The organism is Streptomyces sp. ISL-96, assembly GCF_018614035.1.
Taxonomy (GTDB): domain Bacteria; phylum Actinomycetota; class Actinomycetes; order Streptomycetales; family Streptomycetaceae; genus Streptomyces.
The window spans coordinates 108255-131560 of sequence record NZ_JAGGPA010000035.1 but is presented as its reverse complement, the minus strand read 5'-3'; the positions used below and the strand labels follow the sequence as shown (position 1 = coordinate 131560).

26 protein-coding genes, 1 tRNA gene, 2 pseudogenes and 1 riboswitch are annotated in these 23306 nt (G+C 68.8%); of the genes and pseudogenes, 11 read left to right on the top strand and 18 right to left on the bottom strand.

Translation table 11 applies throughout. The features are described from left to right. Positions 1–239: 239 nt before the first annotated feature. From J7E96_RS22695 to J7E96_RS22685, 3 genes and pseudogenes are all read left to right on the top strand, one after another. Positions 240–912: pseudogene (locus J7E96_RS22695) on the top strand (HNH endonuclease). After that, positions 909–1571 (top strand): HNH endonuclease signature motif containing protein, encoded by a 663-nt coding sequence (locus J7E96_RS22690; RefSeq protein WP_215133494.1) that lies wholly within the window; start codon positions 909–911, stop codon positions 1569–1571. Before J7E96_RS22695 ends, J7E96_RS22690 begins: the two are co-directional and overlap by 4 nt. 53 nt (positions 1572–1624) lie before the next feature. Further along, positions 1625–1699: transfer RNA gene (locus tag J7E96_RS22685), tRNA-Leu, on the top strand. A gap of 52 nt (positions 1700–1751) precedes the next feature. Here J7E96_RS22685 and rdgB read toward each other — a convergent pair. From rdgB to J7E96_RS22665, 4 genes are all read right to left on the bottom strand, one after another. Beyond that, the gene (rdgB, locus tag J7E96_RS22680; RefSeq protein WP_215133493.1) at positions 1752–2354 is read right to left on the bottom strand and encodes an RdgB/HAM1 family non-canonical purine NTP pyrophosphatase; all 603 of its coding nucleotides are present in this window, start codon (positions 2352–2354) and stop codon (positions 1752–1754) included. A 13-nt stretch (positions 2355–2367) separates the two neighbouring features. Next, the gene (locus J7E96_RS22675) at positions 2368–2757 is read right to left on the bottom strand and encodes a hypothetical protein (RefSeq protein WP_215133492.1); all 390 of its coding nucleotides are present in this window, start codon (positions 2755–2757) and stop codon (positions 2368–2370) included. A gap of 133 nt (positions 2758–2890) precedes the next feature. Then, the gene (rph, locus tag J7E96_RS22670) at positions 2891–3625 is read right to left on the bottom strand and encodes a ribonuclease PH (RefSeq protein ID WP_215133491.1); all 735 of its coding nucleotides are present in this window, start codon (positions 3623–3625) and stop codon (positions 2891–2893) included. 121 nt (positions 3626–3746) lie between these two features. Next, the gene (locus J7E96_RS22665; protein WP_285439502.1) at positions 3747–4001 is read right to left on the bottom strand and encodes a PTS glucose/sucrose transporter subunit IIB; all 255 of its coding nucleotides are present in this window, start codon (positions 3999–4001) and stop codon (positions 3747–3749) included. Positions 4002–4247: 246 nt separating this feature from the next. Between J7E96_RS22665 and J7E96_RS22660 the strand changes: the two genes are divergently transcribed. Beyond that, positions 4248–5549: a PTS transporter subunit EIIC gene (locus J7E96_RS22660; RefSeq protein ID WP_215133490.1), complete on the top strand. Its 1302-nt coding sequence runs from the start codon at positions 4248–4250 to the stop codon at positions 5547–5549. A 265-nt stretch (positions 5550–5814) separates the two neighbouring features. Beyond that, a complete protein-coding gene (locus tag J7E96_RS22655; protein WP_215133489.1) occupies positions 5815–7095 on the top strand; it encodes a PTS transporter subunit EIIC in 1281 nt (426 codons plus the stop codon). A 110-nt stretch (positions 7096–7205) separates the two neighbouring features. On the opposite strand, the gene J7E96_RS22650 is transcribed toward J7E96_RS22655, so the two are convergent. Beyond that, positions 7206–7958 carry an MBL fold metallo-hydrolase gene (locus J7E96_RS22650; protein WP_215133488.1) on the bottom strand — a complete coding sequence of 251 codons (753 nt, stop codon included), beginning with the start codon at positions 7956–7958 and terminating at the stop codon, positions 7206–7208. A gap of 178 nt (positions 7959–8136) precedes the next feature. Between J7E96_RS22650 and J7E96_RS22645 the strand changes: the two genes are divergently transcribed. After that, positions 8137–8613 carry a type II toxin-antitoxin system PemK/MazF family toxin gene (locus tag J7E96_RS22645; protein WP_215133487.1) on the top strand — a complete coding sequence of 159 codons (477 nt, stop codon included), beginning with the start codon at positions 8137–8139 and terminating at the stop codon, positions 8611–8613. Positions 8614–8766: 153 nt separating this feature from the next. On the opposite strand, the gene J7E96_RS22640 is transcribed toward J7E96_RS22645, so the two are convergent. The 7 genes from J7E96_RS22640 to J7E96_RS22615 form a co-directional block, all read right to left on the bottom strand. Next, positions 8767–9717 (bottom strand): PLP-dependent cysteine synthase family protein, encoded by a 951-nt coding sequence (locus J7E96_RS22640; RefSeq protein WP_215133486.1) that lies wholly within the window; start codon positions 9715–9717, stop codon positions 8767–8769. Next, positions 9717–9995: a MoaD/ThiS family protein gene (locus J7E96_RS22635; RefSeq protein WP_215133485.1), complete on the bottom strand. Its 279-nt coding sequence runs from the start codon at positions 9993–9995 to the stop codon at positions 9717–9719. Before J7E96_RS22635 ends, J7E96_RS22640 begins: the two co-directional genes overlap by 1 nt. Before the next feature lie 100 nt (positions 9996–10095). After that, entirely contained in the window at positions 10096–10209 is a 114-nt protein-coding gene (locus J7E96_RS38895) for a putative leader peptide (RefSeq protein ID WP_355268275.1), read from the bottom strand. Between the two features lie 69 nt (positions 10210–10278). Beyond that, entirely contained in the window at positions 10279–11055 is a 777-nt protein-coding gene (locus J7E96_RS22630) for an ABC transporter ATP-binding protein (RefSeq protein WP_215133484.1), read from the bottom strand. Beyond that, the gene (locus J7E96_RS22625) at positions 11052–12113 is read right to left on the bottom strand and encodes an iron ABC transporter permease (protein WP_215133483.1); all 1062 of its coding nucleotides are present in this window, start codon (positions 12111–12113) and stop codon (positions 11052–11054) included. The genes J7E96_RS22630 and J7E96_RS22625 overlap by 4 nt, the downstream gene beginning before the upstream one ends. 14 nt (positions 12114–12127) lie before the next feature. Continuing rightward, positions 12128–13138 (bottom strand): ABC transporter substrate-binding protein, encoded by a 1011-nt coding sequence (locus J7E96_RS22620; RefSeq protein ID WP_215133482.1) that lies wholly within the window; start codon positions 13136–13138, stop codon positions 12128–12130. A 40-nt stretch (positions 13139–13178) separates the two neighbouring features. Then, positions 13179–13331: riboswitch (cobalamin riboswitch) on the bottom strand. Next, positions 13324–13974 carry an HD domain-containing protein gene (locus tag J7E96_RS22615; protein WP_374196709.1) on the bottom strand — a complete coding sequence of 217 codons (651 nt, stop codon included), beginning with the start codon at positions 13972–13974 and terminating at the stop codon, positions 13324–13326. Its footprint overlaps the riboswitch before it by 8 nt. Positions 13975–13998: 24 nt before the next feature. Between J7E96_RS22615 and J7E96_RS22610 the strand changes: the two genes are divergently transcribed. Further along, on the top strand, positions 13999–15966 hold the full coding sequence (locus tag J7E96_RS22610; protein WP_251070272.1) for a zinc ribbon domain-containing protein: 1968 nt from the start codon (positions 13999–14001) through the stop codon (positions 15964–15966). Positions 15967–15971: 5 nt separating this feature from the next. Here the strand turns inward: J7E96_RS22610 and J7E96_RS37600 are convergent. Continuing rightward, positions 15972–16097: pseudogene (locus tag J7E96_RS37600) on the bottom strand (diguanylate cyclase); the annotation flags it as partial. Here J7E96_RS37600 and J7E96_RS38520 point away from each other — a divergent pair. Continuing rightward, positions 16096–16923, top strand: a complete 828-nt coding sequence (locus J7E96_RS38520) for a GlxA family transcriptional regulator (RefSeq protein ID WP_215133481.1) — start codon at positions 16096–16098, stop codon at positions 16921–16923. The pseudogene J7E96_RS37600 and the gene J7E96_RS38520 overlap by 2 nt on opposite strands. After that, complete coding sequence (locus J7E96_RS38515; protein WP_308296079.1) at positions 16859–17191, top strand: helix-turn-helix domain-containing protein; 333 nt, start codon at positions 16859–16861, stop codon at positions 17189–17191. Before J7E96_RS38520 ends, J7E96_RS38515 begins: the two co-directional genes overlap by 65 nt. Before the next feature lie 64 nt (positions 17192–17255). Here the strand turns inward: J7E96_RS38515 and J7E96_RS22595 are convergent, their stop codons facing one another. The 4 genes from J7E96_RS22595 to clpS form a co-directional block, all read right to left on the bottom strand. After that, complete coding sequence (locus J7E96_RS22595) at positions 17256–17672, bottom strand: Mov34/MPN/PAD-1 family protein (protein WP_214969278.1); 417 nt, start codon at positions 17670–17672, stop codon at positions 17256–17258. An 80-nt stretch (positions 17673–17752) separates the two neighbouring features. Continuing rightward, positions 17753–19204 (bottom strand): amino acid permease, encoded by a 1452-nt coding sequence (locus J7E96_RS22590; RefSeq protein ID WP_215133480.1) that lies wholly within the window; start codon positions 19202–19204, stop codon positions 17753–17755. Positions 19205–19551: 347 nt separating this feature from the next. Beyond that, positions 19552–20154 (bottom strand): DUF2017 domain-containing protein, encoded by a 603-nt coding sequence (locus tag J7E96_RS22585; RefSeq protein ID WP_215133479.1) that lies wholly within the window; start codon positions 20152–20154, stop codon positions 19552–19554. After that, positions 20154–20468, bottom strand: coding sequence for an ATP-dependent Clp protease adapter ClpS (gene clpS / locus J7E96_RS22580; RefSeq protein ID WP_214969284.1), 315 nt, complete (start codon positions 20466–20468; stop codon positions 20154–20156). The genes J7E96_RS22585 and clpS overlap by 1 nt, the downstream gene beginning before the upstream one ends. 82 nt (positions 20469–20550) lie before the next feature. Here clpS and J7E96_RS22575 point away from each other — a divergent pair, with 82 nt between their 5' ends. Both J7E96_RS22575 and J7E96_RS22570 read left to right on the top strand, forming a co-directional pair. Further along, positions 20551–21879 carry a nicotinate phosphoribosyltransferase gene (locus J7E96_RS22575; RefSeq protein ID WP_215133478.1) on the top strand — a complete coding sequence of 443 codons (1329 nt, stop codon included), beginning with the start codon at positions 20551–20553 and terminating at the stop codon, positions 21877–21879. Between the two features lie 251 nt (positions 21880–22130). Further along, entirely contained in the window at positions 22131–22715 is a 585-nt protein-coding gene (locus tag J7E96_RS22570) for an isochorismatase family protein (RefSeq protein ID WP_215133477.1), read from the top strand. A gap of 164 nt (positions 22716–22879) precedes the next feature. Here J7E96_RS22570 and J7E96_RS22565 read toward each other — a convergent pair whose 3' ends face one another. Then, positions 22880–23194, bottom strand: coding sequence for a hypothetical protein (locus tag J7E96_RS22565; RefSeq protein ID WP_215133476.1), 315 nt, complete (start codon positions 23192–23194; stop codon positions 22880–22882). Positions 23195–23306 lie beyond the last annotated feature (112 nt).

The following is a 23306-nucleotide window of genomic DNA, read 5'->3' as shown; positions in this document are numbered from 1 at the left end:
AGTTAATTCTCTGCAAGCCCTTAACTACGCGGCATTGGCCCTTGAGGGGCGGGCCTCCACCGCCACACTTACATGTGGCGGCCCCCATCGCAGAAGCAACCAACGCCTCGGGCCCCCGAAGCCACCTCCCCGCCGCCCAAGTGGCGCAGTGCATTCCGCATTTCGGACGTAACCATCCGATAACCGGTTCGTTAATCCGTACGAGGTCGTGCACATACGGCCGGATACGGAGGGGAAACATGCCGGTAAGCCCTTACACGCGTGAGCGCCTCGGAGGCGGCAGGTTCGTCGCGAACGCTCTCCGAAGCTTTGATCAAGCTGAAGGTGGACCCGAAGAGTCCATCGCGACGCTACATCCACGGGCGCATGAAGAAGTTGGGCGTCGACATATCTCACTTCGAGCGTGAAGGTGCGCGATGGACCAAAGAGGTTCTCGCACCCGTAGTCGCCGCGTCTACGAACATGTGCGACGTCCTGCGCCGGCTCGGGCTCGAAGTCGTGGGTGGCCACCACACCCACATCAGCCGCAGAGTAAAGGCGTTCGGCATCGACACTTCACACTTCGATCCACACGTCCGCACCGGAAAGCCCGAAAGGCGACGCCGCCGGACGGCACAGGAGGTACTTACCGAGCAGGATCCTGCCAACGCCCGCCGGGAGCAGAGTGGGCGGCTCAAGCGAGCGATGCTGGACCTCGGAACTTCCGACAACTGCGCACTCTGTGGGACGGAACCGGTGTGGCGCGAACACCCCCTCCCTCTCGAGGTGGACCACATCGACGGGAACTGGCGGAACAACTGCATCGACAACCTGCGGCTCCTGTGCCCGAATTGTCATTCGGCAACCGACTCTTATCGCGGCCGCAGTAAAGGGCGCACGGTTCGGGTGTCACGGCGTGGTGATGGCCAATGAGCCAGGCTCAGAGGTACACACGGGAACGGCTGGCCGAGGCGGCAGGGTGCTGCGCGAACATCGATGAAGTCATCTCGTTCCTCGAGACTCGTCCGTACGGTCGCCTGCGCCGGTACTTGTTCGAGCGTTTCGCCCACTTCGGCATCGACGTGTCGCATTTCCAACGGCGCGGCTACCACAAAGGTGGCCCGCGACCCGGCCGCGAACAGCTCAGCGAAGCCGTGGCCGCAGCTGTCTCCATCGCCGATATTCTGCGTCGCCTTGGTCGGCCGGACAGTGAAAGCCAGCGAGCGCTGCTGAAGCTGTGGATGGCGCAGGATGCCATCCCCACGGAGCACCTTCTCGGGCAGGGGCACCAGCGAGGCAAGCCATCACTGACTCCTGCCAGAAGAGCTGCGGACGTGCTGACGAAGCACAACGGCAAGCGGCGCACGAAGGCGACTCACTTGCGACGCGCACTTTTCGAGACTGGCGTTCCCGAGCAGTGCGACGAGTGCGGCACCGGCCCCATGTGGCTCGGGAAGCCGATGACATTGGAGGTCGACCACATCAGCGGTGACTGGAGCGACGACCGCGCCGAGAACCTCAGGCTGCTGTGCCCCAATTGCCACGCGATCACCAACACCTGGTGCCGAGGTGGCCGTCGGCGGACCTCATAGTCGGCCTCTCCTCACGTCAGTCGGCTTCGACCAGTAAAGTGGCCGTGGTGCATGCGCCCGTACGCCAAGGGCGAGCGGCGATCTTTAGGTGGTCGTGTTTGTCGGTTCGAATCCGACCGGGCGCACCAACCGACGGCTCGGCTCGCGTACCGCGAGCCGAGCCGTCCACGTAGGTACACCTCAGCCCAACAGCTCCCGCACCACCGGTGCCAGCGCTCGGAACGCCTTGCCTCGGTGGCTGATGGCGTTCTTCTCTGCCGGGGTCAGTTCCGCGCAGGTTACGGCGTAGCCGTCGGGCTGGAGGATGGGGTCGTAGCCGAAGCCGTTCGTGCCGGCGGGGGTGTGGCGGAGGGTGCCCTGCAGGCGGCCTTCGACTACTCGTTCCGTGCCGTCCGGGAGGGCCAGGGCCGCCGCGCAGGTGAAGTGGGCCGTGCGGTGGGGGTCGTCGATGTCCGCCAGCTGGGCCAGGATCAGGTTCAGGTTGGCGGTGTCGTCGCCGTGGGTGCCGGACCAGCGGGCCGAGAAGATGCCGGGGGCTCCGCCGAGGACGTCGACTGCCAGGCCTGAGTCGTCGGCGACAGCGGGGAGGCCGGTGGCCTGGGCCATCGCGTGCGCCTTGAGCAGCGCGTTCTCGGCGAAGGTGACGCCGGTTTCCTTGACGTCGGGGATCTCGGGGTAGGCGTCCGCGCCGACGAGGTCGTGGTGGAGACCTGCGTCGGCGAGGATCGCGTGGAGCTCGGTGATTTTCCCGGCGTTACGGGTGGCGAGGATCAGGCGGGTCATGCCCCCACAGTATCTACGGGGTGCAGACCTTGCCGATCTCGGTGGCAGCCTCGGTGACGGGCGCGATGTCCGGGGTTTCGTCGCCGTTCTTCACGGCGGTACGGACGTTGTCGACGGCCTTGTTCAGGTCGTCGACTGCCTTGTTCAGGTCCGCGTTGTCCGTGGTGTCCTCGAGGCTCGTCAGTTCCTTGTCGATGTCGTTGAGGGCATCGTTCAGCTTCGTGGGGTCGTCGGCCGCCGTGGACACGGCCGTGGAGAGCTTGTCGACGCTGGTGGCTATGGCGTCGGCGGTCTTCACGCAGTCCATTGCCTTGTCGAGGGCTCCGCAGCCGCCGACCAGGCCGGTGAGCGCGACAGCGGTGACGACGGCGAGTGCGATACGGCTACTACGGCGACTGCGCATGGAGCGGGTCCTCCCCCAGGTACACGGGTGTAAAGGTGTGCGGGTGTGCGGGATCAAAAATCGGTGGACGGGCGTACGGTTCGGCCCGTACGCCCGTGTCATTGGAGACGCTCAAGAGGGCGTCCGCGGTTGCTCAGGGCCTCAGGGTCTCCAGTGCCGTGGTCTGGATCGCGGTGAGGTCGGCGCAGCCGCCGCTCGCGAGGTCCAGCAGGGCGTTCAGTTCCTTGCGGTCGAACGGCTCCGCCTCCGCCGTGCCCTGGACCTCGACGAAGCGGCCGTCGCCGGTGCAGACGACGTTCATGTCGGTGTCGGCGCGGACGTCCTCCTCGTAGCAGAGGTCGAGGAGGGGGACGCCGTCGACGATGCCGACGCTGACGGCGGCGACGGTGCCGATGAGCGGCTTGCGGCCGTGCTTGACGATCTTCTTGGCCTGGGCCCAGGCGATGGCGTCGGCGAGGGCGACGTAGGCGCCGGTGACGGCTGCGGTGCGGGTGCCTCCGTCGGCCTGGAGTACGTCGCAGTCGAGGACGATGGTGTTCTCGCCGAGGGCCTTGTAGTCGATGACGGCGCGGAGGGAGCGGCCGATGAGGCGCGAGATCTCGTGCGTACGGCCGCCGATCTTGCCGCGTACGGATTCGCGGTCGCCTCGGGTGTTGGTGGAGCGGGGCAGCATCGAGTATTCGGCGGTGACCCAGCCTTCGCCGCTGCCCTTGCGCCAGCGCGGGACGCCTTCGGTGACTGAGGCGGTGCAGAAGACCTTGGTGTCACCGAAGGAGATGAGGACGGAGCCCTCGGCGTGCTTGCTCCATCCGCGTTCGATGGTGACCGGGCGGAGCTGTTCGGGGGTGCGGCCGTCGATTCGAGACATGTGTGGAGCCTAGCCGCCGGACCCGGACATGCGTGAGGGGCCCGTTCCGGTTCGAGAACTCGTCGAGAGGTCGAGAGGTCTGGAAGTCGGAAGGGTCCCTCACTGCCGAGTCATCGCTGACTCACATCATGTCTTCGATGTCCGCCGCGATGGGGTCGGCGTCCGTGCCGATGACGACCTGGATCGCGGTGCCCATCTTGACGACGCCGTGGGCGCCGGCGGCCTTGAGGGCGACCTCGTCGACCAGGTCGGGGTTGTGGACCTCGGTGCGAAGGCGGGTGATGCAGCCTTCGATCTCGTCGATGTTGTCGATACCGCCGAGCCCGGCGACGATCTTCTCAGCCTTGCTGGCCATGTCTTTCTCCTTGTTGTTCAAAGCCTGTTCGAGCCTGTTCGGAGCGTGTTCAGAGCGCGGAGTCCCGGCCCACCGCGGCCGCTTTGACACGGTAACTCACGGTTGGCCCAACTTCGCGGGCGAGTAACCGCCCCGTACCGAAGGATGGCGATCACCGGCGCCCTGTCTTCCGGCCGGAGCTCCGGACCGTACCGACGTTCGTACCGCAACTGGTCTACACCAGTTTGCCAACGCCCGCCAAACCTGGCTCGTTCCGGGAGGACGCCGATGAGTTCGAATACGAACAGCGGGGCCGAGCCGCGGAAGAAGTGGTGGAGCGGCACGTTCAAGGGGCTGCAGAAGATGGGGCGCAGCCTCCAGCTCCCCATCGCCGTGCTGCCCGCGGCCGGCATCCTGAACCGCCTCGGTCAGCCGGACGTCTTCGGTGAGGACGGTCTGGGCTGGACGAACGTCGCCAAGGTCATGGCGGGGGCAGGCGGGGCGCTGCTCGACTCTTCGCTGGGGCTTCCGCTGCTGTTCGCGGTGGGTGTGGCCATCGGCATGGCGAGGAAGTCGGACGGCTCGACGGCGCTCGCCGCGGTGGCCGGTTTTCTCGTTTACTACGCGGTGCTTCATCAGTTTCCGGTGGACTGTCCGGAGGGCACCACGACCGTCACGGGTGGCTGCCTCGCCGGTGACGACACCTTCACGGCGGCGACGTACCAGAATCCGGGGGTCTTCGGCGGCATCGTCATAGGGCTGCTGTCGGCGTGGTTCTGGCAGCGTTTCCACCGGGTGAAGCTGGTCGACTGGCTCGGCTTCTTCAACGGCCGCCGGCTGGTCCCGATCATCATGGCGTTCGTCGCGATCGGTTTCGCGGCGCTGTGCCTGTGGGTGTGGCCGCCGGTCGGTGACGCGCTGACGAGCTTCAGCGAGTGGCTGGTGGATGCGGGGTCGTGGGGTTCCGGGATCTTCGGTGTCGCGAACCGCGCGCTGCTGGTGGTCGGTCTGCACCAGTTCCTGAACGTCTTCGTGTGGTTCCAGTTCGGTGACTTCACGAAGCCGGACGGCACGGTCGTTCACGGTGACATCAACCGGTTCCTGGCGGGCGACCCGACGGCCGGGCAGTTCCTCACCGGTTTCTTCCCGATCATGATGTTCGCGCTGCCGGCCGCCGCGCTGGCGATCGCGCACACGGCGAAGCCGCATCGCCGGAAGGCGGTGAGCGGCATGATGCTGTCGGTCGGTCTGACGTCGCTCGTCACCGGTATTACGGAGCCGATCGAGTACTCGTTCCTCTTCATCGCGCCGCTGCTGTACGTGATTCACGCGGTGCTCACGGGTGTCTCGATGGCCGTGACGTGGGAGCTGGGCGTGAAGGACGGCTTCAGTTTCTCGGCCGGGTTGATCGACTACGTCATCAACTGGGGCCTCGCGACCAAACCATGGTTGATCATTCCCATTGGTCTGGCCTTCGCGGTCCTCTACTACGCGATCTTCCGGTTCGCGATCGTCAAGTTCGATCTGCCGACTCCGGGGCGGGAACCGGAAGAGGTCGAGGAAGAGATCGAACGGGATGTCACCAAATAGGCGTCCCCTGCCATAGGTGCCCATGCATAGGTGCCCATGCGCCTCAAAGGCTCTCGGACCTGTCCGGTCCGGGGGCCTTTGTCGTGCGTGGGCGGGTGTGTTCTGGAGCACGGGAAGCGGAGGTTCCTTATCCGTCCTTCACCATGCTAAAACTGGTCTACACCACTGAGTGGTGTAGACCACGTGGCGAGTGTGCCGCGATGTCCCCGAGACGCCGCCGTCCCCCATTTCCCCCTGGGCGGCGCCTTGCCCCATGGAGGAAATGATGTCCACGGACAGCGCCGCCGCCCCCGCGGCCGCCAAGAAGAAGGGCTCCGGCGCGATGGCTGTCATGCAGCGCATCGGCCGCAGCCTCATGCTGCCGGTCGCCGTGTTGCCTGCCGCCGCGCTCCTGGTGCGTTTCGGCCAGGCCGACATGCTCGGCAAGGAGTCGTTCCCTACCTTCATCACCAAGCTCGCCGGTTACATGGCGGCCGGTGGTGGCGCGATTCTCGACAACATGCCGCTGCTGTTCGCCGTCGGTATCGCGATCGGCTTCGCCAAGAAGTCGGACGGCTCGACCGCCCTCGCGGCCGTCACCGGTTACCTCGTCTTCCAGAAGGTGCTCGCCACCTTCACCGACGCCAACCTGCCGAAGGTCGCCGCCGTCGTCGACGGCAAGATCGTCATGAATGAGGCGCCGGTCAACGCCGGTGTGCTCGGTGGCGTGGTCATGGGCATCGTCGTAGCCCTCCTGTACCAGAAGTTCTACCGGACCAAGCTGCCCGCCTGGGCCGGCTTCTTCGGCGGCCGCCGTCTCGTCCCGATCCTCTCCGCCTTCGCGGGTCTCGTCGTCGGCATCGTCTTTGGCCTGATCTGGCCGGTCCTCGGTGCGGGCCTGCACAACCTCAGTGAGTGGCTGGTCGGTTCCGGCGCCGTCGGCGCGGGCATCTTCGGTGTCGCGAACCGTGCCCTGATCCCCATCGGCATGCACCACCTGCTGAACTCCTTCCCGTGGTTCCAGGCCGGTACGTACAACGACGGCGGCGTCGACTACCACGGCGACATCGCCCGCTTCCTGCACGGTGACCCGACCGCGGGTCAGTTCATGACCGGCTTCTTCCCAATCATGATGTTCGCCCTCCCGGCGGCCTGCCTCGCGATCACCCACTGCGCCCGCCCCGAGCGCCGCAAGGTCGTCGGCGGCATGATGTTCTCCCTCGCGCTCACCGCTTTCGTGACCGGCGTGACGGAGCCGATCGAGTTCACCTTCATGTTCATCGCGCCGGTGCTGTACGCGATCCACGCGGTCCTGACCGGTGTCTCCATGGCGCTGACCTGGGCGCTCGGCATGAAGGACGGCTTCGGCTTCTCGGCCGGTGCGGTCGACTTCTTCCTGAACCTCGGTATCGCGACCAACCCGTGGGGCCTGGCCCTGGTCGGCCTGTGCTTCGCGGCGGTCTACTACGTGGTCTTCCGCTTCGCGATCACCAAGTTCAACCTTCCGACGCCGGGCCGTGAGTCCGACGAGGAGCTTGCCGAGCTGCAGAAGGCCGAGGCGAAGTAAGCCCCGGTCCCCGGTCGCAGTACGTCGAAGAGGGCCCCCGGACTGTCGTTACGGTCCGGGGGCCCTCTTCGCTGCGTACGCCGGAGTGCGCCGGAGCAACTCGCAGTACGTCAGATCTCGTACTCCGCGCCCGCTGCCGCCAGTTCCACCGGACCGTCGTACACCGCCCGCGCGTCGGCCACGTTCACTCCCGCGTCCGTCCACGGCGGGATGTGCGTGAGGACCAGCCGGCCGGCCCCCGCCCGCCCCGCGCACTCGCCCGCCTCGCGGCCGTTGAGGTGGAGGTCCGGGATGTCCTCCTTGCCGTACGTGAACGACGCCTCGCACAGGAACAGGTCGACGCCGGCTGCCAGTTCGTCCAGTGCCGTGCAGACCCCGGTGTCTCCGGAGTACGCGAGGGACCTGCCCCCGTGCTCGACGCGGATGCCGTACGTCTCGACCGGGTGCGCGACCTTCTCCGTACGGACCGAGAAGGGGCCGATCTCGAACGAGCCGGGCTTGAGCGTGTGGAAGTCGAAGACCTCGGCCATCGACTTCTCGGTCGGGGTATCGGCGTACGCCGTGGTGAGGCGCTGCTCGGTGCCCTCCGGGCCGTACACGGGGATCGCGGGGGCGCGGCCGCCTTCGTGCCGGTAGTAGCGCGCGACGAAGTATCCGCACATGTCGATGCAGTGATCGGCGTGCAGGTGGCTGAGGAAGACGGCGTCGATGTCATAGAGACCGACGTGGCGCTGCAGCTCGCCGAGGGCGCCGTTGCCCAGGTCGAGAAGCAGCCGGAAGCCGTCGGCCTCGACGAGGTAGCTCGAGCAGGCCGATTCCGCGGACGGGAACGACCCTGAGCAGCCGACGACGGTGAGCTTCATGGAGCGTGAACCTCCGTAACAGGGACGGGGAGGGTTCGTGCGGGATCAGGTTCGTCGAGCGTAAGGCGCGAAAGACGCGGTCGCTCCTTGATGAGGGGGCGTTGTGGCTGATGTCACCGACGCTGTCACCGGTTCGGGCGGAGCGCGCGGGGCGGGCGGGCGCCGGTACCGTCGGGGCATGGATACGTCTTGGTGGTGGGCGCTGGTCGGCGTGGTGGTGCTTCTTGCGCTGGTGGCGGCGGTTGTCGACGGACGGGGGCGAGGGCGGGGACGGCGGCCGGGGCTGCGGCCCGGGGGGCGTACGCGACCGCCGGGGCGTCCGGGTCCGCGCCGGGTGGAGCGGGGGCCTCGGGCCGGGGAGATCTGGTGGGCGGATGTGCCGTACGAGGACGGGCCCGGGTCGAAGGACCGGCCGTGTCTGGTGTTGTCCGTACGGCGTGACAGCGCCCTGGTCGCGAAGATCACCAGCAAGTACGACGGCGGGCGGGCCGGGGTGATCGCGTTGCCGCCGGGGGCGGTGGGGGACGCGCGGGGGCGGCCGAGCTTTCTGGAGACGGATGAGCTGCGGCGTGTGGGGGTGCGGGGGTTCCGGCGGCGGGTGGGGGTGGCGGATCCGGGGGTCTGGGACCAGGTCCGGCATCTTGCCCGCGGTTAGGCGTGGCCTGGCGGGAGAGGGCGGGCCTGTGCGGCCGCTGCGCTGGGCCTTTTCCCCGACCCGCCCCTTCCCGCTGTGACATCTTGCGGCTCCGCCGCGTGAGGGGCTCCGCCCCAGACCCCGCTCCTCAAACGCAGGACGGGCTGGATTGCCCTACGCCCAGAGCTGGCCCTGCAGCGTTTCGATCGCCGCCTCCGTCGTCTCCGCCGTGTAGACGCCCGTCGACAGGTACTTCCAGCCGCCGTCCGCGACGACGAACACGATGTCGGCCCGCTCCCCCGCCTTGACCGCCTTCTTGCCCATCCCGATCGCCGCGTGCAGCGCCGCGCCCGTCGAGACGCCCGCGAAGATTCCCTCCTGCTGGAGGAGTTCGCGCGTACGCGTCACCGCGTCGGCCGAGCCGACCGAGAAGCGGGTGGTCAGGACGGACGCGTCGTACAGCTCGGGAACGAAGCCCTCGTCGAGGTTGCGCAGCCCGTACACCAGGTCGTCGTAGCGCGGCTCGGCGGCGACGATCTTGATGTCGGGCAGGTTTTCGCGCAGGTAGCGGCCTACGCCCATGAGTGTGCCGGTGGTGCCCAGGCCCGCCACGAAGTGCGTGATGGTGGGGAGGTCGGTGAGGATCTCCGGGCCGGTGGTGGCGTAGTGCGCGCCCGCGTTGTCGGGGTTGCCGTACTGGTAAAGCATCACCCAGGACGGGTTCTGCGCCGACAGCTCCTTGGCGACCCGTACGGCCGTGTTGGAGCCGCCCGCCGCCGGGGACGAGATGATCTTCGCGCCCCACATGGCGAGCAGGTCGCGCCGCTCCTGGGAGGTGTTCTCCGGCATGACGCACACGATGTCGTAGCCCTTGAGGCGGGCCGCCATCGCGAGCGAGATGCCGGTGTTGCCGCTGGTGGGCTCCAGGATGGTGCAGCCCGGCGTCAACCGGCCGTCCTTCTCCGCCTGTTCGACCATGTGGAGCGCGGGGCGGTCCTTGATCGAGCCGGTGGGGTTACGGTCCTCCAGCTTGGCCCAGATGCGGACGTCGTCCGACGGCGACAGCCGCGGGAGGCGGACGAGCGGCGTGTTGCCGACCGCCGCCAGCGGGGAGTCGTACCGCATCAGACCATGCCGCCGGCGACGGCCGGGAGGATGGTGACGCTGTCGCCGTCGGCGAGCTTGGTGGAGATGCCGTCGAGGAAGCGGACGTCCTCGTCGTTGAGGTAGACGTTCACGAAGCGGCGCAGCTTGTCGCCGTCGACGATGCGCTCCTGGATGCCGGTGTGGCGCGATTCCAGGTCCGCGAAGAGGTCGGCGAGGGTGTCGCCGTTGCCCTGGACGGCCTTCTCGCCGTCGGTGTAGGTGCGGAGGATGGTCGGGATGCGGACCTCGATGGCCATGGCTTCGACTCCTGTCAGGAGGGTGGCGTGAAAGGCGCGCGGCAGTTCGTCCCCCGCGCAGGGGCAAGCGTGTGCGTGCGTGTGCTGGATGGCCCGCGGCTCAGGCCGTGGCCGTCGTACAGATAGCGCTGGCGAGCCGGCACAGGTCGACGTGCAGGCGCGCTACGAGCAGCACGGTGCTCGGCGTCGTCTCACTCACGTCGTGGGGAACCATGCGGTCATCGTATAGATTCCCGGGCCCCTTCCCGGTATGTGATCTCACATGGTGGGCGGAAAATGCTCGTCAGGTGGACATCGGGAGGTAGACGACGGTCGGGGCGCCGGTCGTCGGATGGGTGCTGACCTCGGCGGATACCCCGTAAACGGTGTGCAGGAGGTCGGCCGTGAGGACTTCCTTCGGGGTGCCGGATGTGACGACCCGGCCGCCGTCGAGGACGTAGAGGCGGTCGCAGTAGTACGCCGCGAGGTTCAGGTCGTGCAGGGCGAGCAGGTTGGTGGTGCCCAAGTCGCGCACCAGCCTGAGGATCTCCAGTTGGTAGCGGATGTCCAGGTGGTTGGTCGGCTCGTCGAGTACGACGAGGGACGGCTGCTGGACCAGGGCGCGTGCCATCAGGGCCCGCTGGCGTTCGCCGCCGGAGAGGGACGGGAAGCCGCGGTCCGCGAGGTCCGCGATGCCGACGCGGGCGAGGGCGGACCGTACGAGATGGGTGTCGGTTTCCGTGTCCTGTTCCCAGAAGCGTTTGTGCGGGGAGCGGCCCATGGCGACGACCTCGCGGACGGTCAGCTCGAAGCCGGCCCCGCCGCCGTCCTGCGGGACGGTGGCGACGCGCCGGGCGCGGGTCTTCGGGCTCATGGCGTGCAGGTCGTCGCCGTCGAGGAGGACGCGGCCGTGGGTGGGGCGCAGGGTTCCGTACACGCAGCGCAGGAGGGTCGTCTTGCCGCTGCCGTTGGGGCCGATCAGGCCGACGGTCTCGCCGTCGGCGGCGGTCAGGGTGACGTCGTCGACGAGGTGGCGGCCTTCGGTGCCGTACGAGAGGCCTTGTGCGGTCAGGGTCGTCACGCCGGGGCTCCTTCGGTCCCGCCGCCTTCCGGGCGGCGGCGCAGCATCCACAGGAAGAACGGGCCGCCGGTGAGCGCCGTGAGTACGCCGACGGGGATGTCCTGGGGCGCGGCGACGGTACGGGCCGCCAGGTCGGCCAGGACCAGGAAGACCGCCCCGCCGAGCGCGGCGACGGGCAGCAGCCTGCGGTGTCCGGCGCCGACGGCCATGCGGGCGGCGTGCGGGACCATCAGGCCGACGAAGCCGATCGCGCCGCTGAAGGCGACGAGTACGCCGGTGAGCAGCGAGGCCAGGACGAAGACGGCGGCGCGGAAGCGGCCGGTGTCGAGGCCGAGGACGGTGGCGCCTTCCTCTCCCACCAGGAGCAGGTCGAGCGGCCGGGCGAGGGTGATGAGGAGGGCCGTACCGACGGCGAGGACGGTCGCGGGGAGCGCGAGCATGTCCCAGCGGGCGCTGCCGAGGCCGCCGAGGGTCCAGTAGAGGGTTTCTTTGAGGTGGTCGGCGCGGGCCGAGGTGACCATCATCAGGCTGGTCAGGGCGGACAGGATGTACGAGACGGCGACTCCGGCGAGGACGAGGCGGCCGGTGGTCATGGCGCCGCCGCCGCGCGCGAGCCCGTACACGAGGACGAGTGAGCCGAGCGCGCCCGCGAAGGCGGCGAGCGGGATGGTGACGGTGGTGGCGAGGCCGGCGCCCGCGCCGATGCCGAGGACGATGACGCCGACCGCGCCGACCGAGGCCCCGGACGAGACGCCGAGGAGGAAGGGGTCGGCGAGCTGGTTGCGTACGAGCGCTTGGAGGACGGTGCCGATGACGGCGAGCCCGGCGCCGACGACGGCGCCGAGCAGGACGCGCGGCAGCCGTACGTCGAGGACGATCGTGCGGTACGGGCCGGGGCCGGCGGCGCCGGTGACGATGTCCAGCACGTGTGTGGCGGGAATGCGTACCGAGCCGAGGGCGAGTCCCGCGACCGCCGCCGCGCCGAGCAGGGCGGCGAGCGCGGCGAGGAGGAGGGCGTAGCGCAGCGGCCGGCGGGCGGCGGGGGTCTTGCAGCTCACTGCCGCCGCCGCCGCTACTTCTTGGGCTCGTTGAGTCCGGGGTGGAGTTGGCGCGCGAGGGTGTCCACGGCGGCGGGCGCGCGTACGCCGAGGACCATGTCGGAGAGGGGGAGCACGGCGAAGCGCTTGTTCTTGACGGCGGGGACGTCGGCGAGGGCCGGGTCGTCGAGGAGGCGCTGCTTCTTCTGGGCGACGGTGGTCCCGCCGTAGTCGAGGATGACGATCGTCTCGGGCTTGCGGTCGACGACGTTTTCCCAGGCGGCGTCGGCGAACGGCTTGGGGAGGTGGGCGAAGACGTTCTCGCCGCCCGCGCGCTTGATCATCTCGTTGCCGATGCCCGCGCCGCCGACGGTGGAGGCGGTCTTGTCGCCGCCGTCGTAGACGAAGACGGAGACGGGGTCGACGCCCGCCAGCTTCTTCTCGGTGGTGGCGTTGCCCTGCTTGGCGTCGGTGATCCAGCGCTCGGCGCGGTCGGTGACGCCGAAGGTGCGGCCGACTTCGCGGATCTCCTGGTAGAGGGCGTCCATCGAGGTCTTGCCGTCGGCGCAGTATTCGGTGTTCAGGCGGGAGTTGATGCCGGACTTCTTCAGCGTCTCGCGGCTGCGGCCGTCGCCGGCGGAGAAGGCTGAGGCGTAACCGCCGTACACGAAGTCGGGGTTGGCGGCGAGCAGCTTCTCGTACGACGGGTACTCCTTGGCCAGTACGGGGGTGGCCTTGTACTCCTTCTCGTACTTGGGGAGCACCTTGTCGTCGAGGTAGGCGGTCCCGGCGAGGGACTTGGCGAGGCCGAGCTCCAGCATCACCTCGGTGACGTGCTGGTTCATGGTGACGACGCGGGTGGGAGGTGCGGTGTACGTCGTCTTTACGCCGCAGTTGGTGACGGTGTAGGGGAAGCCGGCTGCGGCCTTGGCCGCGGGCGCGTGCTGTTCCTCGGACGCGGTGCAGGCGGTGAGGGGGAGCAGGGCGGCGGCGGTGACGACGAGCGCGCGGCGGGTGCGGCGGGTACGGCAGGACTGCCTGGACACGGTGGTGCCTCCTCCGGGGGATTTCCTCGTCCCCTGGTCGGTGGTGAAGAAGGCGGCAGGTCAGTTCCTGGCTTCCAGGCATGGCTGGCCTGGTCACAGTGGCGGGACCGTGCCGGATTCGCACCGGCTTCCTGGGTCCTGCCGCCCGGGTCGTGCACAGTCTGTCAGTGCGTCCCGCGTCGTGATCATTCGGGCCAGGCGGAATTCCGGATGGTCTCGACGAAGTCGCCTCGCTCGTAACCCGGCACGAAGTGCTCCAGTACGTCGGCCTTGACGTTGCCGAAGGTGGTTTCGGGCTTGGGGGCGATGCCGTCGGTGAAGGCGGCGAGGATGCGGTTCTTGAAGTCGGGGCGGGGGTGCAGGGCGGTGATCGCGGCGCGGTCGTCCGGGGTGATGTCGTCGTACCCGATGCCGAGTACGTCGTACTCCACGCCGGCGGTGACGAGGGCGACCTCCGGCTCCATGAACTGGGGGATGCCGGGCGTGGTGTGCAGGGCGATGGCCGTCCAGACGCGGCGGATGCTGTCCTCCGGGACGCCGTGGCTCCGGAGGAAGCGGCGGGCCTCGTCGGCGCTGTCGACCTCGAAGCGGCGGCCGCTGGCGCGGAACTCCTGGTTGAGGCCGAGATCGTGGAACATGGCGCCGATGTAGAGGAGTTCGGGGTCGAAGTTCAGGGCGCGGGTGCGGCCCTGGAGGCTCACATAGTTCCTCAGGTATCCATAAAGATTTGTTGTCTGCTGCCGTCGTGATGCTCGGTATCCGTGGGTGTCGGATATGAGTTCGTGGAGCGAATGGGTGACCTTTCGTAAGGGATGTCGTTGATCGGATGACAGCATCAACGGCGGTAGGGAGGGTGGGCGATGGGGCGGAAAGTGCCGCTCGCTGTGGGCGAGACCGCCCGGACCGCTTGCGCCCGTGGCCTGCTGCGAACCGGTGTGGTGGAGAAGACCGGTGAACTCCTGCCCGCCGCCGTGCTGGCGGAGCGGGTCGGCTGGTGTGCCGCTCTGGTGTCCGGCATGACCGCCGGCCTGCTGGCCGAGCACTGGAACACCGCCGACGTGGACGCACTGGCCTCGGGCGAAGACGCCGGGGGCAGGAAACTGCCGTCGAACGCATGGATGGCGCTGCGCCGCCTGGGCTGGACCGCCACACCGCCAGAGGGCATCAAGGTCAATGACCGGATCGTGCGCATGGCGCAGGAGCAGACCGGACGTGTTCTGCGGTCGGCGACGTGGCGTGCCGACCTGACCGCCGGAGTTCTCGGCACGTGGCCCGTTGATCCGGCGAAGCGGACCGCAGACGAGTGGGACCTGGTGCGCGAGGTGGTGCCCGGCGGGCGGTATCTGCCGTCCGGCGTCATCGCCTCCCGCACCCGGCAGATCGCCGCCTTCGCCAAGAAGCACGGCCGGATGCCTGCCAATGTGTTCGAGATGGAGAGCGTGCCACGGACAGCGCGCATGCTGCTGCTTTCGGCATGTGACGGGCAGCAGGCCACCATCGAACGCGCCGATGAGCCGGGCCGCGCGCTGCTGCGCTTGCAACTCCCCACCCGTCCTGATCCGCGGTCGTACCGGGACTGGACATGGGTGGCCTGCCCCATCTCCCTGCCACCGACGGTCCCGGCGCAGGCGGTGCTGCACCTGCCCACCCTCCGCATCCGTCAAGGCCGCGTCCGCGTCGATCTCGCCTACAGCCACCCTGTTGCGAAGACCTCCCGCACCGGGCACACGCTCGCGCTCGGGGTCGACTGGGGCCTGAACACCCTGCTGTCCGCCGGGGCCGCCCGGCTGCACGATGACGGGCGGATCACCGCCCTCGGTGCCGGGGGCATGTTCAGAGCCGCCGGTGTCCTGGCGAAGCAGCACCGCCTGCGCCGCGAGAGCGAGTACCTGCACGCCAGGGCCGACCACTACCAGCGGCTCACCGGCGGCGACGTCGGCCATCCCCTGACGGCTAGGCATAGCGTTTTGACTGACGAGATCCGCTATGTGTCCGACCGGCGTTCAAACCTCAACGACGCCCTCGCGTGGGCTGCCGCACGCTGGGTCGTGGACCAAGCCATCACCGCTACAGCGACCGTCATCTACGTCGAAGACCTTCGCTCCATGGAAGCACGCGGCATGGGCCGCAGCATCAACACCCGCCTCTCCCAGCAAGTGCGCGGCCAGATCGTGGACCGGATACGCCACCTCGCCGCCGAAGTAGGTATCGCCGTCGTCACCGTCCCGGCCCGCAACACCTCCAAACACTGCCCGCAGTGCCTCGTCCCGCTGCGGCACCGCAAAGCCCCCGACCGGCCCACCACAGCCGGCTGGAAATGGGCCCTGTGCCCGTCCTGCGGATGGCAGGGAGACCGAGACCAGGGCGCGTGGCAGCGCATCGCATCGCGCGGCCTGACCCACCAGGCCAAGACCGTCACCGACCGTGCCGGCGGCACCATGGTCATCCGCACGGTCGTGGACACCCTCGAAACCCGCGCGGTCATCACACCGACCGCGCCGAAGACCAGCCTGGACCGGTCCAAGACCGGCCCCACCCGGCGACAGACAACACGCCCCGCGCCCAGGCGACGCAGGGCACCCTCCCCCACCAGGCCGCAAGGCCCGGCGGGCAAGCGTCCGGAGGGACACGCTCACACGGACCGGCCCCGGCTGCCCCGCGCAGCCCACCGGAACCAGGACGTGACAACAATCAGCACACCCACCAACCGGCACCAGCCGCGAGGCGCAGCACGAGGCGCGGGCTTCCACCTGCACGCTCACGCCAGCCCTCCACGGTGGTCAATCCCGTTGCCAGACACTACGTCTGACATGGGATCGCTTAGCTGATCAGAGACGCTGCCGAACCAGAACACTCGGCGGGAGTGGTGGTAGATCAGCTCGGTTGTCGTGTCGCGGACGAGTTCGGTGGCGAGCTTGGTGTCGGGGGCGGTGATTCCGGCTGCGGTGTTGTTGGTCATGGGGTCAGCTTGCGCGGTGCGGGTACGGCGGCACCGTGTCCACCGGGCCAGGCTTCCCACAGATCGGGACACGCGGGTTCCGGCGGCGGGCCCGGGCTGCGGGTCCGGGCTGCGGATCGGCGCGGACGTCGCCGCCGGTGAGGTGGAACGGGCGGACACTCTCGTCGTGCCTGGGGCCTCCGCCGTGGACGGCTTTCTCCGTGCGCCGGGGGCGGTCGGCCAAGTCGCCGCGCTGGCAGCGGTGTCGGGGCGGGTGGCCGCCGTGTGCACGGGGGCGTTCGCGCTTGCCGCCGCCGGGCTGCTCCGGGGGCGGCGGGCGACCACGCACTGGGAGCATGCCGCCGAGCTCGCCCGCCGGTTTCCCGACGTGGCCGTGACGCCGGACGCCATCTACGTGCAGGACGGGCCGGTCTTCACCTCCGCCGGGGTGACGGCCGGTATAGACGTCTGCCTGGCCCTCGTGGAGCAGGACCGGGGGCCCGAGGAGGCCCGGCGTGTGGCGCGCGACCTCGTCGTGTTCCTCCAGCGGCCCGGCGGCCAGTCGCAGTTCTCCGCCGCGTCCCGTACGCCTCCGACCCGCCATCCGGTCGTACGCCCGCTGCTCGACGCCGTCGTCGCGGACCCGTCGGCCGATCACAGCGTCTCTGATTGGCTTAGTGATCCCCAGTGCTGCTCGGGGATGCGAGCCGATCGCCTTCGTGCCCTGGTACTGAACGGCGGGACCGCCAGCCCTCGTGGCACGTCCCTCCGGACGCTGGTCGATGCGGTCTTGCGACCTCATCGAGGAGGGTGCCCGACGTCGCCTGGGCGTCGGGCGTGCGCGTGACACTCTGCCACAGGATCACTACGTTTCGCTAATCAGACTGGTGAGCCTGCGGGCGATGGCCCGCAGCGCCGGCGTGAGCACGCGCCACCTGACGCGGCTGTTCCGGGAGCGGACGGGCAGCTCGCCCGCCGGGTTCGTGGAGAGCGTACGGCTGGAGGCGGCGCGCATCCTGCTGGAGGCGGGGCCGGGGTCACCGGAGCGGCCGCGCGCAGTGGCATCGGCAGCGACGAGAGCCTGCGCCGGGCCTTCGCCCGGCACTTCGGGGTGACCCCGTCCGCGTACGCCGCACGCTTCCGCAGTACGGCCGTGGGCGACAGCGGCGGCAGCGGCGGCTACGCCTCGACCTTGACCTCTTCCTCCGTGATCACGCCGTCCACGATGCGGAACGAGCGGAACTGGAACGGGCCCGCATCGTCCTTGTCCGCCGTGGACACCAGGACGTAGTGCGCACCGGGTTCGTTCGCGTAGCTGATGTCCGTGCGCGACGGGTAGGCCTCGGTCGCCGTGTGCGAGTGGTAGATGATCACGGGCTCTTCGTCCCGGTCGTCCATCTCGCGGTAGAGCTTCAGCAGGTCCTGCGAGTCGAACTCGTAGAACGTGGGCGAGCGGGCGGCGTTCAGCATCGGGATGAAGCGCTCGGGGCGCCCGGACCCGGCCGGGCCCGCGACCACGCCGCAGGCCTCGTCGGGGTGGTCGGCGCGGGCGTGCGCGACGATCTGGTCGTACAGGGCCTGGGAAAGGGTCAGCATGAGCCCCAGGATAAGCAAAGGGTCCCGCCCGTACCGAGGGGTGGTACGGGCGGGACCGCATGCTGGACTCCCAGGAAGGATTACGCCTTCGGGGAGACGCTCTCCGACGTCGCCGCGCGCTTCTTCAGCACCAGCCACGACACACCCAGCAGCAGCGCCCACAGCGGCGCGCAGTAGAGGGAGATCCTGGCGTCCTTGTCGATGCCCATCATCACGATGACCATGCCGATGAAGCACAGGGCGAACCAGCTCGTGTACGGCGCTCCCGGCGCCCGGAAGCTGGACTTCGGCAGCTCGCCGCGGTCGGACTTGGCGCGGTAGCGGATCTGGCTGACCAGGATCATGATCCAGGCCCACATGCCGGAGATGGTCGCGAAGGAGACGACGTAGTTGAACGCCTCGCCCGGCCACTGGTAGTTGATCCACACGCCGACCAGCATCAGGGCGGCGGAGAAGGACGTGCCCGCCAGCGGCAGGCCGTTCTTGGTCAGCTTGGTGAAGAACTTCGGGCCCTGGCCGTTGAGCGCGAGGTCGCGCAGCATGCGGCCGGTGGAGTACATGCCCGAGTTGCAGGACGACAGGGCGGCGGTGAGGACCACGAAGTTGACGATGGCCGCGCCGACGCCGAGGCCCATCTTCTCGAAGGCCGCCACGAACGGCGAGACGCCCGGCTGGAAGTGGGTCCACGGGACGACCGACAGGATCATGATCAGCGCGCCGACGTAGAAGACGGCGATGCGCCACGGGACGGTGTTGATGGCCTTGGGCAGGACCGTCTCCGGGTTCTTGGCCTCGCCCGCGGTGACGCCGACCAGCTCGACGGCGAGGAAGGCGAACATGACCAGCTGGAGGGTCATCAGGGTCTGGCCGATGCCGTTGGGGAAGAAGCCGCCCTGGTCCCAGAGCATGGTCATCGAGGCGGTGTCGCCGGCGTCGGAGAAGCCGAGGGTGAGGATGCCGGCGCAGATCAGGATCATGCCGACGATCGCGGTGACCTTGATCATCGAGAACCAGAACTCCAGTTCACCGAAGAGCTTGACCGAGATCAGGTTCACGCAGAAGAGGAGGACCGTGAAGATCAGGGCGAAGACCCACTGCGGCTGGTCGGTCCAGCCGTCCGTGTTCTTGGTCCAGTACTGCATGTACTCGGAGGCCGCGGTGACCTCGGTGATGCCGGTGACGACCCAGAAGAGCCAGTACGTCCAGCCGGTCACGAAGCCCGCGAAGGGGCCGACGAACTCGCGGGCGTACTCGGAGAAGGAGCCGGACACCGGGCGGTACATGAGGAGCTCGCCGAGCGCCCGCATGATGAAGAAGATGACCAGGCCGGCCAGGGCGTAGGCCAGGATCAGGCTGGGGCCCGCGATGGAGATGCCCTTGCCGGCGCCGAGGAAGAGGCCGGTGCCGATGGCGCCGCCGATCGCGATCATCTGGATCTGACGGGCGCCGAGTCCGCGCTGGTAACCCTCGCCGGACGTCGCGCCTTCGGCCTCACTGCCGTCGTGCTGTTTGTCGACCTGCACTGAGGTCATGGTGTATCGCGCCTTTCTCCATGCCGATCCGGCCTCGAACGGCTCGGATCGACTGTGACGATCCTTTGAGGGGCGGCCCCCCCGGATGTGGGATGGAGTGCGTGCCGGCGGTCAGCCGGCGTCAGCGCCCCCGGGGACAGGGGTGGCGTCCCCGGGCGGTCGTGAAGATCTATCACGCTCGCGGCAGTGATCCACTGCGCCCAATGTGGCGCATGCCACGGCGAAATTGGGACAAAAAACGCCTGGGGCTGCAAAGGAGCCCCAGGCGTTAATGCGATCGTTATCCGGATTTGAGTGTCCGTTGAGCGAACAGCGTGATCGATATGTCCGGACAGGTCAGGTCATAGTCACGGCATAAGGGTTTCGACGAGGCTCTCCTGGAGCGCGCCGAGCCACAGATACGCCATCACCATCGGCTTGCGCGGATCGGAGTCCGGCAGCCGGTAGAGCTCGCCGGTCTCGTCCTCATCAGTGACCTCCAGGCGGGTGCCGATGGTCAGCCGCAGATCGTTGAGCGTGCCGAGCCAGCGCTTGCACTCGTCGTCCGTGAGTTTGAGTACGGCGCCGCCCTCACCGGCGGTGGAGAGGGAGTCGAGGCTGCGTACGACCGCGAGGGCGTCCTCGCGCTTGCGCTCGCGCAGGTCGTTCTCGGTGAAGCGCCGGAACTCGGCCGAGTTGGCGCGCACCTCCCGCTCGTGCTCGTCGTGGGGATCGGCCTGCGGATCGCCGTACCCGTCGGGGAAGAGCCGCGCCAGCGCCGGATCGGAAGGTGCCTCGCTCGGCCCCTGCGCGAACAGCGCGGCCAGCGGGTCCCCGCCCGCCGTCGGCTGCTCGCCGGGTCCCACCAGCTCAAGCAGCTGTACGGCCAGGCTGCGCAGGATCGAGATCTCGACCTCGTCGAGTACGACGGCCGCGCCGCCGCCCGGGACCTCCTCGAAGAGCCCGGACATCAGCCGCGGTCCTGCGTGAGCGTCGCCCAGAGTCCGAAGCCGTGCATCGCCTGCACGTCGCGCTCCATCTCCTCGCGGCTGCCGCTGGACACGACCGCGCGGCCCTTGTGATGGACGTCGAGCATCAGCTTGTGCGCCTTGTCCTTGGAGTAGCCGAAGTAGCTCTGGAAGACGTACTCGACATAGCTCATGAGATTGACGGGGTCGTTGTGGACCAGCGTCACCCAGGGGACGTCCGGTTCGGGGACGGCGGAGGTTTCCTCGGCCGACTCTGGGCGTTCGATCTCTACGGGAGCCGTACTCACTTGTCCCATGGTGCCACCGGTCAGGGGCCATCGCACAAACGACGGCCTAGAAATCGTCACTCTGACGAGATTAGGAGGTAGCATCCCCTGCATGAACACTGCGGACCTTGGGCTGCCGGTGGATGTGCCGTCGACAGCGCTCTTCACCGACCAGTACGAGTTCACGATGCTGCAGGCCGCACTCAAGGCCGGCACCGCCGACCGGCGTTCGGTCTTCGAGGTCTTCACCCGCAGACTGCCCGAAGGGCGCCGCTACGGCGTCGTCGCGGGCACCGGGCGGGTCCTGGACGCCGTGGAGAACTTCCGCTTCGACGCGGGCGTGCTGGGCTTTCTGCGCGAGTACGCGATCGTCGACGAGCCGACGCTGGAATGGCTCTCGTCGTACCGCTTCTCGGGCGACATCTGGGGCTACCCGGAGGGCGAGGTCTACTTCCCGGGCTCTCCGATCCTGCGCGTCGAGGGCAGCTTCGCCGAGTGCGTGCTGCTGGAGACCGTGATCCTTTCGATCCTCAACCACGACTCGGCCATCGCGGCCGCGGCCTCCCGGATGGCCGCCGCGGCGGGGAACCGGCCGCTGATCGAGATGGGTGCCCGGCGTACGCACGAGCTGTCCGCCGTCGCCTCGTCGCGCGCGGCGTACGTGGGCGGCTTCTCTTCAACTTCGGACCTCGCGGCCGGTTTCCGGTACAACATCCCGACCGTCGGCACCAGCGCGCACGCCTTCACCCTGCTGCACGACAGCGAGCGTGACGCCTTCCAGGCGCAGGTCGCCTCGCTCGGCAGCGGTACGACGCTGCTGGTCGACACGTACGACGTGGCACAGGCCGTCCGTACTGCCGTGGAAGTGGCCGGGACGGGCCTGGGCGCGGTCCGCATCGACTCCGGTGACCTGCTGCTGGTCGCGCACCGGGTGCGGCAGCAGCTGGACGAGCTGGGGGCCACCAGGACCCGGATCGTGGTGACCAGCGACCTCGACGAGTACGCCATCGCCTCGCTGGCGGCGGCTCCGGTCGACGCGTACGGCGTGGGCACGCAGCTGGTCACGGGCAGCGGGCACCCCACCTGCTCGATGGTCTACAAGCTGGTCGCCAGGGCCCACTCGGCGGACCCGCAGGCTCCGCTCCAGCCGGTGGCGAAGAAGTCGACGGGCGGGAAGACGTCGATCGGCGGCCGCAAGTGGGCGGCGCGGCGGCTGGACGCGCACGGGGTGGCGGAGGCGGAGGTCGTCGGCACCGGCCTTGTGCCGCCCGAGCTGGCGGACCGGCAGCTGCTGGTCGAGCTGGTCAAGGGCGGCGAGGTCGTGGCGCGCGAGCCGCTGGACGACGTACGCCAGCGGCACATCGCGGCGCGTGGCGCCCTGCCGATGTCTGCGGTGCAGCTGTCCAGGGGCGAGCCGGTGATCCCCACGGAGTACGCATGAACTCGGGGTGAGCGGGCAGCGGGAAGCGAGAGGGCGGGCGACGGGGGCCGGCCGGCCCTCGCCGACCCCCGACCCTGGTCGGCCTCAACCCTGGTCGGCCCTGACCCACGCCGGCTCTCGACCCACGTCGGCTCTCGCAGGCCGTCCAGCAGCCAAAGGCCCCCTGCCGCGAGGCCGTTGGAATCCCTACTCTCGAACCATCACCCCACAGCGGACACCCGCCCGCCGAATCCCCACCGAAGGGCCCCGCCATGCACCGCGCCTTGATCGTCGTAGACGTTCAGAACGACTTCTGCGAGGGCGGGAGTCTCGCGGTGGCGGGCGGCGCCGACGTCGCCGCCGCCGTCACCGACCTGATCGGCGAGGCCCCGGCCGGTTACCGCCACGTCGTCGCCACCCGCGATCACCATGTCGATCCCGGCGACCACTTCTCGGCCAACCCGGACTACGTCCACTCCTGGCCGGTGCACTGTGTCGCCGGTACGGAGGGCGTGGGCTTCCACCCGAACTTCGCGCCGGCCGTCGCGTCGGGCGCCATCGCCGCCGTGTTCGACAAGGGCGCGCACGCGGCGGCGTACAGCGGCTTCGAGGGCGTCGACGAGAACGGTGTCGGCCTGGCGGACTGGCTGCGGGCCCGTGGCGTGACCGAGGTCGACGTGGTCGGCATCGCCACGGACCACTGCGTGCGGGCGACGGCCCTGGACGCGGTCCGGGAGGGCTTCAGCACGCACGTACTGCTCGACCTGACGGCGGGCGTGTCCGAGGCGACGACGGAGCGGGCGCTGGAGGAGATGCGCGAGGCGGGTGTCGAGCTGTCGGGCAAGCCGGTGGTCTAGGCCCGGACTTCGCGGGTCGCTGAAAAGGTTCGCCGCAGCGGCTCTTCGGCGTCCGAACCCGACCGGATCGGACCGGCATTGCGATCGCCGTTGCGGACCGGACTGAGCGGCGATCGGTCGTGACCAGTTGATCTTCACGATCGGGTGACCTGCGAAGTACGGGTCTAGGCCGGGCGTACGGGTCTGAGGAGGGCCCGTATGGGGTGCCAGAGCTCCACCGTCTCCTGCGGCGCCGTGCGCCACAGGAGGCCGTCCGGGTGGTGCAGGACCGCCGTGATCTCGTCCAGCGTCGGCGGGTGGGCGTTGCCCCGCAGGTAGACCGCCCGCAGACCGTGGTTGCGCAGCCGCGTCAGGGCGCGGGCCCGGTTCAGGGAGTGGACCAGGACGCGGACCTTGTGGCCTTCGGCCGTCGGGCTGGGCAGCGTGAGAGCTACCACCACACTGCCGCCGGGCAGCCGTACGAAACCTCCACCGGACATGCCGATCAATCCCCCATAAGACGTGGTGTCAACAAGAGCTGGTCAAGAGGCATCTAAACGTGAACGGCCGCCGCCCGCTAGAGGGCGACGGCCGATCATGTTCTGACCTGCG